General features: G+C 43.0%; 13 protein-coding genes. All 13 read left to right on the plus strand.

Annotated features, from left to right (window positions below):
- Nucleotides 1-115 precede the first annotated feature (115 nt).
- Nucleotides 116-520: a YbgA family protein gene (locus tag STO1_RS02315; RefSeq protein WP_096421790.1), complete on the plus strand. Its 405-nt coding sequence runs from the start codon at nucleotides 116-118 to the stop codon at nucleotides 518-520.
- Nucleotides 504-869 carry a TIGR02328 family protein gene (locus tag STO1_RS02320; protein WP_096421792.1) on the plus strand — a complete coding sequence of 122 codons (366 nt, stop codon included), beginning with the start codon at nucleotides 504-506 and terminating at the stop codon, nucleotides 867-869. Before STO1_RS02315 ends, STO1_RS02320 begins: the two co-directional genes overlap by 17 nt.
- Before the next feature lie 155 nt (nucleotides 870-1,024).
- Nucleotides 1,025-1,390, plus strand: a complete 366-nt coding sequence (locus tag STO1_RS02325) for a type II toxin-antitoxin system RelE/ParE family toxin (RefSeq protein WP_096421794.1) — start codon at nucleotides 1,025-1,027, stop codon at nucleotides 1,388-1,390.
- A complete protein-coding gene (locus STO1_RS02330; protein ID WP_000797751.1) occupies nucleotides 1,380-1,673 on the plus strand; it encodes a helix-turn-helix domain-containing protein in 294 nt (97 codons plus the stop codon). The genes STO1_RS02325 and STO1_RS02330 overlap by 11 nt, the downstream gene beginning before the upstream one ends.
- Nucleotides 1,674-1,933: 260 nt before the next feature.
- Entirely contained in the window at nucleotides 1,934-4,183 is a 2,250-nt protein-coding gene (gene metE / locus STO1_RS02335; RefSeq protein WP_096421796.1) for a 5-methyltetrahydropteroyltriglutamate--homocysteine S-methyltransferase, read from the plus strand.
- Nucleotides 4,184-4,277: 94 nt separating this feature from the next.
- The gene (metF, locus tag STO1_RS02340; RefSeq protein WP_002877494.1) at nucleotides 4,278-5,144 is read left to right on the plus strand and encodes a methylenetetrahydrofolate reductase [NAD(P)H]; all 867 of its coding nucleotides are present in this window, start codon (nucleotides 4,278-4,280) and stop codon (nucleotides 5,142-5,144) included.
- Nucleotides 5,145-5,723: 579 nt separating this feature from the next.
- Nucleotides 5,724-7,937, plus strand: a complete 2,214-nt coding sequence (gene pnp, locus STO1_RS02350) for a polyribonucleotide nucleotidyltransferase (RefSeq protein ID WP_096421798.1) — start codon at nucleotides 5,724-5,726, stop codon at nucleotides 7,935-7,937.
- Nucleotides 7,938-7,952: 15 nt separating this feature from the next.
- Nucleotides 7,953-8,570, plus strand: coding sequence for a serine O-acetyltransferase (cysE, locus tag STO1_RS02355; protein WP_061421303.1), 618 nt, complete (start codon nucleotides 7,953-7,955; stop codon nucleotides 8,568-8,570).
- 11 nt (nucleotides 8,571-8,581) lie between these two features.
- Nucleotides 8,582-9,466, plus strand: a complete 885-nt coding sequence (locus tag STO1_RS02360) for a GNAT family N-acetyltransferase (RefSeq protein ID WP_096421800.1) — start codon at nucleotides 8,582-8,584, stop codon at nucleotides 9,464-9,466.
- Nucleotides 9,467-9,548: 82 nt separating this feature from the next.
- Nucleotides 9,549-10,892 (plus strand): cysteine--tRNA ligase, encoded by a 1,344-nt coding sequence (gene cysS / locus STO1_RS02370; RefSeq protein ID WP_096421804.1) that lies wholly within the window; start codon nucleotides 9,549-9,551, stop codon nucleotides 10,890-10,892.
- Nucleotides 10,885-11,271, plus strand: coding sequence for a Mini-ribonuclease 3 (locus tag STO1_RS02375; protein ID WP_096421806.1), 387 nt, complete (start codon nucleotides 10,885-10,887; stop codon nucleotides 11,269-11,271). Before cysS ends, STO1_RS02375 begins: the two co-directional genes overlap by 8 nt.
- A gap of 2 nt (nucleotides 11,272-11,273) precedes the next feature.
- Nucleotides 11,274-12,143: a helix-turn-helix domain-containing protein gene (locus STO1_RS02380; RefSeq protein WP_096421808.1), complete on the plus strand. Its 870-nt coding sequence runs from the start codon at nucleotides 11,274-11,276 to the stop codon at nucleotides 12,141-12,143.
- A gap of 113 nt (nucleotides 12,144-12,256) precedes the next feature.
- Nucleotides 12,257-13,387, plus strand: a complete 1,131-nt coding sequence (locus tag STO1_RS02385; RefSeq protein ID WP_096421810.1) for an ABC transporter ATP-binding protein — start codon at nucleotides 12,257-12,259, stop codon at nucleotides 13,385-13,387.
- Nucleotides 13,388-13,450 lie beyond the last annotated feature (63 nt).

Consider the following 13,450-nt stretch of genomic DNA (forward strand, 5'->3'; position numbering starts at 1 on the left):
TTTATTAGAAAAATCAGGAGCTACAAAAAATATTGATTCGCTTATAATTCACTCATTTTTTAAATACAACTTTGTTTCCATATTTCCTGGAAACGGATAGAAAACAAGGAGAAAGATGGAACAAACTAATCAAAAATCCCAGTGCCAACAACTCTGGGCTAGAAATAAATACCTCGTTTTGAGCCATTCTAGCAATATTTACAATGAGATTCGTCAATATTTGAAGAATGAACAGGTGGAGCTGAGTCTGGTTCAAGAGATGATTGACCGTGCCTGTCAAATCCCAGAACACAAGGGTCAGGTTTGCAATGCCTTCCAGCATGTTTGGGGCTATTTCAAAAAGAAAGCGACAGATGCCGAGCGTAAGGACTATATGCTCTTACTGGATCGCTACCGCTTTGGTCAGGCTTCTAAGGAAGACTTGATTGCTAAGACTCGAGACTTGCTTGAACGCTATCCCAATACCTACTTGCAACATTCGACTTTACTGAAAGGAGACTCCCATGAGACTTTGGCATGAGGCTTTGATTTCACAACTTCCCCGTCCTCAACTTTTGGGGCAACATCGAGAGTGCTGCGCCCTGCGTGGCAATGGCTGGGGGAGAAAGCATGCGACGGTTAACTATGTCTTTACCCACTCGCCCTATCAACTCTATGCTTATCATCGCTTGATCATGGAGGAGATGGCTGGTCGTGGCTACAATGTCAGTCCAGAGTGGCTGGACAAGAACTACCGTGGCAAGACCTGCTCTCCTTATGAAGACTTGCCTGAGGAGAACCTAGGTAATCCCGTCTATAGTGAGCATAATGCAGAATACTATGAGGAGTGTCTTGCTAATCTCCGTGACAAGGGGATAGAGCTGGAGTAAGAGTCAGGATTAGCTCCACATTATAACTCTTCTCGTAATTTTTTCGAATAATAAAAAGAAGACTTTAGAATGATTCTAAGGTCTTCTTTTTATGAGTATTAGGATTTACTTTTAATAACTTTTAAGTTATAATTAAATTGAAAAGAGGTTGCTTGGTGCATACAATTTACTTCTATAAGGACAAAAATGGAAATGAGCCAGTCTTAGATTATATGAGAGAATTGGCTAGAAAGAAGAGTAAGGATAGTCGCATTAAACTGAACAAACTAAACGACTATATTGAGTTGCTTAGTCAGCATGGGACTAGAGCTGGTGAACCCTATATTAAACATTTGGAAGATGAAATTTGGGAACTAAGACCTCTGAGGGATAGGATTTTATTTGTAGCATGGCTTGATGGAAGTTTTGTTTTCTTACATCATTTTGTCAAAAAGACTCAGAAAACTCCTAGGAGAGAAATTGAAAAAGCCAAGCGTGAACTGAAGGACTTAAAAGAAAGAGGATTAAGTGATGAAAAATAGCGCCATTGGGAGTAATTGGAAGGATGTCCGAACAGAACTCTTTACCAAGGAAGAAATTCTTGAAAGTGATATGCGAGTGGCTATCATGAGTGAGTTGATAGAAGCTAGACATGAGCAAGGTATTAGTCAGAAAAAGCTAGAAGAACTCAGTGGAGTAAGCCAGCCTGTTATAGCTAGGATGGAGACAGGAAAGACCAGTCCTCAGTTGGATACGGTCTTAAAAGTCTTAGCCAGTTTAGGAAAGACACTAGCAGTCGTCCCACTTGAACAGGAAAAAAGTTGATTAAGCTGACCTATAGTCTTTTCTAATAACAAGCCATAGTCACTGATGAGAATAGTCAATAGCTCGTTTGAGCATTCCAACTAAAATACAGCCACAAAACAAGCAATACAAAGGATTTGAGACACTGGTCTCAAGTCTTTTTCTTTTGTCCAAAAGAGTGATATAGTTTCAAACTATATCAAAGCCTAATTATTTACAATTATACAGACAGTTTCTTTTCTGTTAAGATAGTTTCAACAACATATTTTGGAGGACACATCATGTCAACTACGATCATCGGTTTCCCTCGTTTGGGTGAATTCCGCGAATTAAAATTTACAACTGAAAAATATTTTAGAAAAGAAATCTCAGAAGAAGAACTCCTTGCAGCAGCAAAAGACTTGCGTGCAAAACACTGGAACATCGTCAAAGAAAAAGGCATCACTGAAATTCCATCGAATGACTTTTCTCACTATGACAACTTCCTTGATGCGGCCTTCCTTTTCAATGTAGTGCCTGCATCTGTTCAAAACTTGGAATTGTCAGATCTTGAACGTTACTTTGCTTTGGGACGTGGTTACCAAGGAGAAAAAGGGGATGTTCGTGCCCTTCCGATGAAGAAATGGTTCAACACCAACTACCACTACATCGTGCCTAAATTTGAAAAAGACACTCAAGTTAAATTGGCGGGTCACAAGATCTTTGATGAGTTCCAAGAAGCAAAAGAACTTGGATTGAACACTCGTCCAGTCCTTGTAGGTCCATTCACTTTCCTTCAATTATCAGACTTTGAAGAAGGCGTGAAAGCAGAAGACTTCGTAGATAGCTTAGTAGCTGCTTACCAAGAAGTTTTTGCTAAATTGGCGGAGCTTGGTGCAACTCGCATCCAACTCGACGAAGCGGCTCTTGTCAAAGACTTGACAGCTGAAGAAAAAGCTCTCTTCTTGAACCTCTACAACAAGCTTTTGGCTGACAAAAAAGGTCTTGAAGTCTTGCTTCAAACTTACTTTGGTGATGTTCGTGACGTCTACAATGACCTTGTGAACTTGCCAGTTGATGCCATTGGTTTGGACTTCGTTGAAGGTAAGAAAACTCTTGAACTCGTTAAAGGTGGCTTCCCAGCTGACAAGACTCTTTATGCAGGTATTGTCAATGGTAAAAACATCTGGCGCAACAACTACGAAAAGAGCTTGGCTGTTCTTGAGCAAATCCCAGCTGTAAACATCGTATTGACAAGCTCATGCTCACTTCTTCATGTGCCATTTACAACAGCTAACGAAGAATTTGAACCAGCTATCTTGAACCACTTTGCCTTTGCAGTTGAAAAATTGGAAGAACTTCGTGACTTGGATGCTATCCGCAATGGTCAAGGGGATCAAGCTCTTGCAGCTAACAAAGAACTCTTTGCGACTGAACGTGTTGGTGAAAATGCAGAACTTCGTGCGCGCATCGCTGGATTGACTGACGCAGACTACACTCGTTTGCCAGCCTTTGCTGAACGTGAAGCTATCCAAGAAGATGCCTTCAAACTTCCAGCTCTTCCAACAACAACCATCGGTTCATTCCCTCAAACTAAGGAAGTTCGTGCCAAACGTTTGGCCTTCCGTAAGGGTGAATTGTCACAAGAAGAATACGATGCCTTCCTTGCTGAGACTATCGACGAATGGATCAAATGGCAAGAAGAAGTTGGATTTGACGTGCTTGTTCACGGTGAATTCGAGCGTAATGACATGGTTGAGTACTTCGGTCAAAACTTGTCAGGTTACCTCTTCTCTAAGAATGGTTGGGTACAATCTTACGGTATGCGTGGGGTGAAACCACCAATCATCTGGGGTGATGTCACTCGTCTCAACCCAATCACTGTCAAATGGTCTAGCTACGCACAAAGCCGTACAGACAAGCCTGTCAAAGGTATGTTGACTGGACCTGTTACCATCCTTAACTGGTCATTCCCACGTGAAGACATTTCTATCAAGGATTCAACTCTTCAAATCGCTCTTGCCATCAAGGATGAAGTTCTTGACCTTGAAGCTGCAGGTGTGAAAATCATCCAAATCGACGAGGCTGCTCTTCGTGAGAAATTGCCACTCCGTCGTAGCGACTGGTACGAAGACTACCTTGATTGGGCTATTCCAGCCTTCCGCTTGGTACACTCTACAGTTGCGCCAGATACTCAAATCCACACTCACATGTGTTACTCAGAATTTACAGATATCATCCCAGCTATCGACAACATGGATGCGGACGTTATTTCCTTTGAAGCAAGCCGTTCAAACCTTGAAATCTTGGACGAACTCAAAGCGAAAAACTTCCAAACAGAAGTGGGACCTGGGGTATACGATATCCACTCACCTCGTGTGCCAAATGAAGGCGAAATCGACCACACAATCGATGCTATTCTTGCTAAAGTACCAAGCAAGAAAGTTTGGATCAACCCTGACTGTGGTTTGAAAACACGTGGTATTCCAGAAACAAAAGAAAGCTTGATCCGCCTTGTCGAAGCAGCAAAAGCTGCGCGTGAGAAATTATAAGATAAGATTTCGCTCGTGACCCTGACTGATCAAGGAACTGCTTAGCCCAAGCCGGCTTAGCAATCATGAAATCAAAAAGAAAAGGATAATGACTATGTCACGCCAAACTCCGTCACTTTCATTTGAAGTGTTCCCTCCAAACCCAGCTGTGGGTAATGATAAAATTATTTCAGCCTTGCAGGATATGCGGGAGCTGACACCGCACTTTATCAGTGTGACTGCCAGCAATAATAAATTTAATATCAAGGAAACAACGGTTCGTTTGGCTGACTTTATCCAGAATGACTTGGCGATTCCAACCATTGCCCACTTGCCAGCTATCTATCTGACCAAGGACAAAGTTGCTGAAACCATTGCAGACTTGGATAAGGTTGGGGTACAGAAAATCTTGGCCTTGCGTGGGGATATTATCCCTGATGTGGAGCCACAAAAGGATTTCCGCTACGCAACGGATTTGATCGAGTTCATCAAGGAACAAGCCCCTCACTTTGATATTATTGGAGCTTGTTATCCTGAAGGGCATCCTGACTCGCCAAACCAGATCTCAGATATTCAAAATCTCAAGAAGAAAGTGGATGCAGGCTGTTCAAGCCTTGTAACGCAACTTTTCTTTGACAATGAGCGCTTCTACGATTTCCAAGACAAGTGTACCTTGGCAGGGATTGATGTTCCCATTCATGCGGGGATCATGCCCATTCTTAACCGTAATCAAGCACTTCGTCTCTTGAAGACTTGTGAGAATATCCATCTTCCACGTAAATTTAAGGCCATCTTAGACAAGTATGAGCATGACCCTGAGTCGCTCAGAGCAGCAGGGCTTGCCTATGCCGTGGATCAGATCGTGGACTTGGTCACTCAGGATGTCGCAGGTGTGCATCTCTACACCATGAACAATGCTGAAACAGCAAAATACATCCACCAAGCAACCCATGCCTTGTTTAATCATCAGTCTTTAGGATAATAAAAAGCAAACCATTCTTCTCAGGTGAGGGGAATGGTTCCTTTTTAATAGAAAAGCCCGCACTTTTTAAGAAAAATATGATAAAATAGACTCTGTACGTACTTGATACAAAGATGAGGGTATAAAAGTTTTAAAGGCTTTGTCGATTCTCAATTTTATGATAGAAATTTTTTCATAATTTGTTCTTTTCAGTATTTAGTTTGAGCGACACGAACGAGTCAAATCGATGTTATTTGACGAGAGAGTTAGTAAAGCATTTAGCTAATCGCCTAATAGCGATTAGCGTGAAAGGATTAGATGCTTTAGCATCAAACCTTTCTAATGATTTGTATCCTGAAAGTTGAACACGGGCTAAATCCCTAGTGAAAAAGATAGATTTCCTGGTGTGTATCGCACACTGCGTCATTTATGCTATCATGAGTAATTGAACTCGGCCGAAAAGCTGTGTAAAAAAGATAAACTGTCTTGTCTTCATCGAAGACTTCGCCAGTTTCCTATTTTTACTTTGCTTTTTGCGACCTTAGTATCTTGATCTTTGTAGGCAAGGCGTATAATTTCATCAATCCAAAGGGGATTAAAATGACAAAACAAGTGTTTCAAACGACTTTTGCGGGTCGTGAGTTAATCGTAGAGACTGGTCAGGTTGCTAAGCAAGCAAATGGCTCGGTTGTTGTGCGTTACGGTGAGTCAACTGTATTGACTGCTGCCGTTATGTCTAAGAAAATGGCAACTGGGGATTTCTTCCCTCTTCAAGTCAACTACGAAGAAAAAATGTATGCGGCCGGGAAGTTTCCTGGTGGCTTTATGAAACGTGAAGGACGTCCTTCAACAGATGCGACTTTGACAGCGCGTTTGATTGACCGTCCAATCCGTCCTATGTTTGCGGAAGGTTTCCGTAATGAAGTCCAAGTGATTAACACAGTGCTTTCTTACGATGAAAATGCCTCTGCTCCAATGGCAGCTATGTTTGGTTCATCATTGGCACTTTCTATCTCAGATATTCCGTTTGACGGACCTATTGCTGGGGTACAAGTGGGCTATGTCGACGGCCAAATCATTATCAACCCTACTCAAGAACAGGCAGAGCGTTCGCTTCTTGAATTGACAGTTGCAGGAACTAAACATGCAATCAACATGGTTGAGTCTGGTGCCAAAGAATTATCAGAAGAAATCATGTTGGAAGCTCTTCTCAAAGGGCACGAAGCTGTTAAAGAATTGATTGCCTTCCAAGAAGAAATCGTTGCTGTGGTCGGTAAGGAAAAAGCAGAAGTGGAATTGCTTCATGTAGACGCTGACTTGCAGGCTGAAATCATCGCAGCCTACAATAGTGACCTCCAAAAAGCGGTCCAAGTAGAAGAAAAATTGGCTCGTGAAGCTGCAACTCAAGCAGTTAAAGACCAAGTGACTGCTGTTTACGAAGAAAAATATGCAGACCATGAAGAATTTGACCGTATCATGCGTGATGTGGCTGAAATCTTGGAACAAATGGAACACGCTGAAGTGCGCCGTTTGATTACAGAAGATAAGGTACGTCCTGACGGTCGTAAAGTCGATGAAATCCGTCCTTTGGATGCGGTTGTTGACTTTCTTCCTCGTGTGCACGGCTCTGGTCTCTTCACTCGTGGCCAAACTCAAGCCCTTTCAGTCTTGACCTTGGCTCCCATGGGTGAAACTCAAATCATCGATGGTTTGGATCCAGAGTACAAGAAACGCTTTATGCACCACTATAACTTCCCTCAATACTCTGTAGGGGAAACTGGTCGTTATGGTGCACCAGGTCGTCGTGAAATTGGTCACGGTGCTCTTGGTGAGCGTGCCCTTGCTCAAGTCTTGCCAAGTTTGGAAGAATTTCCATACGCGATTCGCTTGGTAGCTGAAGTGTTAGAATCAAACGGTTCATCTTCTCAAGCCTCTATCTGTGCGGGAACTCTTGCCCTTATGGCTGGTGGTGTGCCAATCAAGGCGCCAGTAGCTGGTATTGCCATGGGTCTCATCTCTGATGGAAATAACTACACTGTATTGACAGATATCCAAGGTTTGGAAGACCACTTTGGAGACATGGACTTTAAGGTAGCAGGTACTCGTGAGGGGATTACAGCCCTTCAAATGGATATCAAGATCCAAGGGATTACTGCAGAAATCTTGACTGAGGCCCTTGCCCAAGCCAAGAAAGCGCGTTTTGAAATCCTTGATGTGATCGAAGCTACTATTCCAGAAGTGCGTCCAGAATTGGCTCCAACTGCTCCAAAAATTGACACCATCAAGATTGATGTGGACAAAATCAAGATTGTCATCGGTAAAGGTGGAGAAACCATCGACAAGATTATCGCTGAGACAGGCGTTAAGATTGATATCGACGAAGAAGGTAATGTTTCTATCTACTCTAGCGACCAAGATGCTATTAACCGTACCAAAGAAATCATTGCTGGTCTAGTTCGTGAAGCCAAAGTGGATGAAGTTTACCATGCCAAAGTTGTCCGTATCGAGAAATTTGGTGCCTTTGTCAACCTCTTTGATAAGACAGATGCACTTGTGCACATTTCTGAAATGGCTTGGACTCGTACCAACCGTGTCGAGGACTTGGTAGCTATCGGTGATGAAGTCGACGTTAAGGTTATCAAGATTGATGAAAAAGGCCGTATCGATGCCTCTATGAAGGCTCTTCTTCCTCGTCCTCCAAAACCTGATCATGATGAAAAAGGCGAAAAGTCTGAGAGACCTCACCGTCCACGTCATCACAAGGACCACAAACCTAAGAAAGAATTTACAGAAACACCAAAAGATTCAGAATAAGAAAAGGAGAAATGTATGGGATGGTGGCGCGAAACCATTGATATTGTAAAAGAAAATGATCCAGCGGCACGCAACAGTTTGGAAGTTTTGCTGACTTATCCAGGTGTCAAGGCCTTGGCTGCCCATCGTCTCTCGCATTTTCTCTGGAAGCACGGCTTCAAACTCCTAGCTCGGATGCACAGTCAGTTTTGGCGCTTTTGGACCCAAATCGAGATTCATCCGGGTGCCCAGATTGACTCAGGTGTCTTCATCGACCACGGTTCAGGTCTGGTGATTGGAGAGACGGCGATTGTTGAAAAAGGCGTTCTTCTCTATCACGGTGTGACCCTAGGCGGTACGGGAAAGGATACAGGCAAACGTCATCCGACTGTGCGTAAAGGAGCTCTCATATCAGCCCATGCCCAAGTCATCGGACCGGTAGAAATCGGTGAAAATGCCAAAGTCGGTGCTGCCGCAGTAGTCGTGGCAGACGTACCTAGTGATGTGACAGTTGTCGGTATTCCAGCTAAGATTGTTCGCGTTCATGGACAGAAGGATGAACCAACGATCCACGAAGTCGAAGAAAAACGAGAGTACTACGTCAATAAACTAGAGCAGGCTAGAGAAGCCAGTCACAGATCGTCAGGGTTGTAGAGGTTACCTATATGATTCAAGCAAGAAACAAGTTAAGCCAAGAGGAGTTATCTGAGGCGAAAAAACTAATTAACTGTTGCCAAAACTATGACGGTACCTATCGTGATCCCTATCTTTCTAACATGCTTAATTTTGACCCAAACATGCCCGCCTTTTTCCTTTATTATGAAAAAGGCGAACTTGTTGGTCTATTAACTGTCTATGCTGATGACCAAGATGTGGAAGTGACGATACTGGTTCATCCAAATCATCGCCGTCAGGGGGTTGCGCGTGCATTGTTTACTAGTTTTGAGAGAGAAACAGCTTCTTTTCCGATTCATTCAGTTACTTTTCAGACAGAGCGTGTTTTTCTAGACCGCCATTCTGATTTTGTCAGCAACTGGGGATTGGTCGAGGATGAGGAGACAGAAACTTGGTTAGGTAAGGATAGAAAACCTTATCCGTTAGCAAATGTTTCCAATCTTGAAGTTTTGTTAGCAGATAGTTCGTATAAGGATCAAATTAGTCAGTTGAAATTTCAGGCATTTTCAGAGGAACATGAATCTAGAGAAGTTGAGAATAGATATGTCGCTGAAGCTCTGAAAGATCCAGAAAGTCGCCTATATATTTTATTAAAAGACGGTCAGGTTATTGGGACTTGCACGGTAGATTTATCGACTAATACGAATTACTTCTACGGTTTAGCAATATCAGAACTTGAACGTGGGAAAGGTTATGGAAGCTACTTAGCAAAATTCCTTGTCAACCAATTGATTGAGCAAAATGATAAGGAATTTCAGATTGCAGTGGAAGATAGCAATGTAGGTGCCAAGTGTTTGTATGAAAAAATTGGCTTTGTCAAACAGACTCAGGTGGTTTATCTGAATGAGAAAGGAGCAAGGGATTCCGAAGTGTAGAGATATTCGGACTGAAATTCAATTGAACTCTTAGTGATGAAACTAACAGTTCTTGGATTTTAGCTTTCCTGACTATTATTTTATGATTAAAATCTATGACACTATGTCTCGTGATTTGCGAGAATTTGTCCCGATTGAGGACGGCAAAGTCAAGATGTATGTTTGTGGGCCTACGGTATACAACTATATCCACGTGGGGAATGCCCGATCGACGGTGGCTTTTGACACCATTCGTCGCTACTTTGAATACCGTGGCTACGAAGTTGCCTATATTTCCAATTTCACGGATGTGGATGATAAGATTATTAACCGTGCCAGGGAAGAAGGCATCACGCCTCAGGAGGTTGCGGATAAGTACATCGCTGCCTTTCGTGAGGATGTGACGGCCTTGGGGGTGAAACCTGCGACTCGCCATCCACGTGTAGTAGAGTTTATGGCGGACATCATCCGTTTTGTGGAAGACTTGATTGAAAAAGGCTTTGCCTACGAGAGTCAAGGGGATGTTTACTTTCGTGTAGAAAAATCTCACAACTATGCTAAATTGGCCAATAAAACCTTGGAAGATTTGGAGCTAGGTGCTTCAGGTCGTACCGATGAAGAAACGGCTCGCAAGGAAAATCCTGTAGACTTTGCCCTTTGGAAAGCTGCCAAACCAGGCGAGATTTCTTGGGACAGTCCTTGGGGACCTGGTCGTCCGGGCTGGCATATCGAGTGTTCGGTCATGTCGACAGAGATTTTGGGCGATACCATTGATATCCACGGTGGTGGAGCTGATCTGGAATTTCCGCATCATACCAATGAAATTGCCCAGTCAGAAGCCAAAACAGGTAAGACTTTCGCCAACTACTGGATGCACAACGGCTTTGTCAATATTGACAATGTCAAGATGTCTAAGTCCTTGGGCAACTTTATCACAGTCCATGATGCCCTTAAGACAATTGATGGTCAAGTGTTGCGTTTCTTCTTTGCGACTCAGCATTACCGTAAACCAATCAACTTTACGGAAAAAGCAGTTCGTGACGCAGAGACCAATCTCAAATATCTGAAGAACACTTACGAGCAACCATTTACAGGAACTGTGGATGCACAAGAGTTACAGGCTTTTAAAGATAAGTTTGTTGCCGCTATGGATGAGGATTTCAACTCTGCCAATGGCATCACAGTTGTCTTTGAAATGGCTAAGTGGATCAACTCCGGCAACTATGATGCAAGTGTTAAGCAAGCTCTTGCGGATATGTTGGAGGTCTTTGGTATTGTCTTTGTAGAGGAAGTTTTGGATGCAGAAATTGAAGCCTTAATCCAAAAACGTCAAGAGGCGCGTGCGAATCGTGACTTTGCAACAGCAGACCAAATCCGTGACCAATTGGCTGCTCAAGGAATTAAGCTCCTTGACACCAAGGATGGAGTGAGGTGGACACGTGATTGATGTCAATCTCATTAATGGGATTGCGCTGGCTTTTGAGGGGGATGCGGTTTATTCCATGTATATTCGCCACCACCTCATCCTCAAAGGCATGACCAAGCCCAATAAACTTCACCAAGAGGCGACCAAGTATGTCTCAGCCAAGGCTCAGGCTCGTCTGATTGCCCTGATGTTGGAGGAGCAAGTCCTTACGGAAAAAGAAGAAGAAATCTACAAACGTGGTCGCAATACCAATAGTCACACAAAGGCTAAAAATGCTGATGTCGTGACTTATCGTATGTCTACTGGATTTGAAGCAGTCATGGGCTATCTCCATTTGACAGAAAATGTGGAGCGCTTAGAAACCTTAATCTCTTGGTGCATCCAAAAAGTGGAGGAGTAGAAATGCTTGCAAAAGAATTACTAGACTGGTTTCCTGAGGCTCAGATTTCAGATCAGCCGATAGAGAAGCCAGGATATCTTACTCTTCCTCTGTCTTCACAGCAGTGGATTTTACTAGAGGAGACCAATCTCACTGAGCGTGAAAAGCAGTTAATTTCCCTTTTGACCCAAGAGGAGCAGGCTCGTTCGCTCAATCCTTGGTATTCCTATCTGATCGAGGGGAAGGGGCAGGCGCCTCAAACTTTTAAAAAGATTCAGCTGGTTTATTGTCATCTTTCCTATTTCCAACAGGAAAATCTAGCCTCTTGGCTAGACATGATGCAGACTCTTTTTCCCAACTGCCAGACAGTGCTACAAGTTGGGGCTCAGGATTATGTATTTGTGCTTCAACAAGATAAGTACACCTCTGTTCGCTCAATCTTATCTGATACGATTGAAGCGGTTGAGTATGACTTTGGTCTTCGTCTGTCGATCATGTTAGGCCAGGTTTGGCCTCAGACAGGCTCTCAAGCCCTATCAGACTTGATCAAAGTGGAGCGAGATTTGTTTAAGATTTGGTGGCGTCAGGGGCATCAAGGTGTACATACCTTTTCACAGCTCTATCTTTGGAGTATGGGAGAAAGGATTGTGGACCTGAGAGTCATTAAAGACTGCCTGCACCAGATGATTTTGGACCAGGACCAGATTCAGGAAATTATCCTTTCTCTCTGGGAAAACAGTGCCGTCCTAACTAAAACGGCCCAGCAACTCTATCTGCACCGCAACTCTCTCCAATACAAGATTGATAGATGGGAAGAATTGACAGGACTTCAGTTGAAGGAGTTGACGGATCTCACTCTTTGTTATCAGTTGATTTTACCAGATCTTCTTTAAAGTTTTGTGCAAGTTGCACAGAACTTTTTTATTTTTTTGGTCACCTTGCCATAGAAATGTAAAGCGTTTTCATTTATAATAAAACTATCAAAAATAAAAGGAGTTCACCTTCCATGGTAGAATTAAATCTTAAAAACATTTACAAAAAATATCCAAACAGCGAACACTACTCAGTTGAAGACTTCAACTTGGACATCAAAGACAAGGAATTTATCGTTTTCGTAGGTCCTTCAGGATGTGGTAAGTCTACAACTCTTCGTATGATTGCTGGTCTTGAAGACATTACAGAAGGTACTGCATCTATCGATGGCGTGGTTGTCAACGACGTAGCTCCAAAAGACCGTGACATCGCCATGGTATTCCAAAACTACGCTCTTTACCCACACATGACTGTATATGACAACATGGCTTTCGGTTTGAAATTGCGTAAATACAGCAAAGAAGACATCGACAAACGTGTGCAAGAAGCTGCAGCAATCCTTGGCTTGAAAGAGTTCTTGGATCGTAAACCTGCTGACCTTTCTGGTGGTCAACGTCAACGTGTTGCCATGGGTCGTGCCATCGTCCGTGATGCAAAAGTGTTCTTGATGGACGAACCTTTGTCAAACTTGGATGCCAAACTCCGTGTATCAATGCGTGCTGAAATTGCGAAGATTCACCGTCGTATCGGAGCTACAACTATCTACGTAACTCACGACCAAACAGAAGCGATGACACTTGCAGACCGTATCGTTATCATGTCAGCAACTAAGAACCCAGCTGGTACAGGTACTATCGGACGTATTGAACAAATCGGTACTCCTCAAGAAGTTTATAAAAATCCAGTTAACAAATTTGTTGCAGGATTCATCGGAAGCCCAGCTATGAACTTCATCAATGTGAAATTGGTTGGTAGCGAAATTGTTTCTGACGGTTTCCGTTTGAAAGTTCCAGAAGGAGCTTTGAAAGTTCTTCGTGACAAAGGCTACGAAGGAAAAGAGTTGATCTTCGGTATTCGTCCAGAAGATGTGAATGCAGAACCTGCTTTCCTTGAAACATTCCCAGAATCAGTTGTCAAAGCAACTATCTCTGTATCAGAATTGCTTGGTTCAGAATCTCACCTTTACTGCCAAGTTGGTAAAGACGAATTTGTTGCCAAAGTGGATGCTCGTGACTACTTGCAAACAGGTGCAACAGTTGAACTTGGATTTGACTTGAACAAAGCACACTTCTTCGATGTAGAAACTGAAAAAACAGTCTACTAAACAAATGAAATGTCAAAACACTGCTAGAGAAATCTTGCAGTGTTTTTTTAATGATTGGTATTG

Origin of the sequence: Streptococcus oralis subsp. tigurinus (assembly GCF_002356415.1) — a bacterium.
GTDB classification, from domain to species: domain Bacteria; phylum Bacillota; class Bacilli; order Lactobacillales; family Streptococcaceae; genus Streptococcus; species Streptococcus oralis_F.

Bases quoted from the DNA above. Each gene is read 5' to 3' on its own strand.
- STO1_RS02330 (WP_000797751.1), top strand. From the start codon at position 1,380: ATGAAAAATAGCGCCATTGGGAGTAATTGGAAGGATGTCCGAACAGAA.
- cysS (WP_096421804.1), top strand. From the start codon at position 9,549: ATGATTAAAATCTATGACACTATGTCTCGTGATTTGCGAGAATTTGTC.
- STO1_RS02385 (WP_096421810.1), top strand. From the start codon at position 12,257: ATGGTAGAATTAAATCTTAAAAACATTTACAAAAAATATCCAAACAGC.
- STO1_RS02320 (WP_096421792.1), top strand. From the start codon at position 504: ATGAGACTTTGGCATGAGGCTTTGATTTCACAACTTCCCCGTCCTCAA.
- STO1_RS02360 (WP_096421800.1), top strand. From the start codon at position 8,582: ATGATTCAAGCAAGAAACAAGTTAAGCCAAGAGGAGTTATCTGAGGCG.
- STO1_RS02315 (WP_096421790.1), top strand. From the start codon at position 116: ATGGAACAAACTAATCAAAAATCCCAGTGCCAACAACTCTGGGCTAGA.
- metE (WP_096421796.1), top strand. From the start codon at position 1,934: ATGTCAACTACGATCATCGGTTTCCCTCGTTTGGGTGAATTCCGCGAA.
- metF (WP_002877494.1), top strand. From the start codon at position 4,278: ATGTCACGCCAAACTCCGTCACTTTCATTTGAAGTGTTCCCTCCAAAC.
- pnp (WP_096421798.1), top strand. From the start codon at position 5,724: ATGACAAAACAAGTGTTTCAAACGACTTTTGCGGGTCGTGAGTTAATC.
- cysE (WP_061421303.1), top strand. From the start codon at position 7,953: ATGGGATGGTGGCGCGAAACCATTGATATTGTAAAAGAAAATGATCCA.
- STO1_RS02380 (WP_096421808.1), top strand. From the start codon at position 11,274: ATGCTTGCAAAAGAATTACTAGACTGGTTTCCTGAGGCTCAGATTTCA.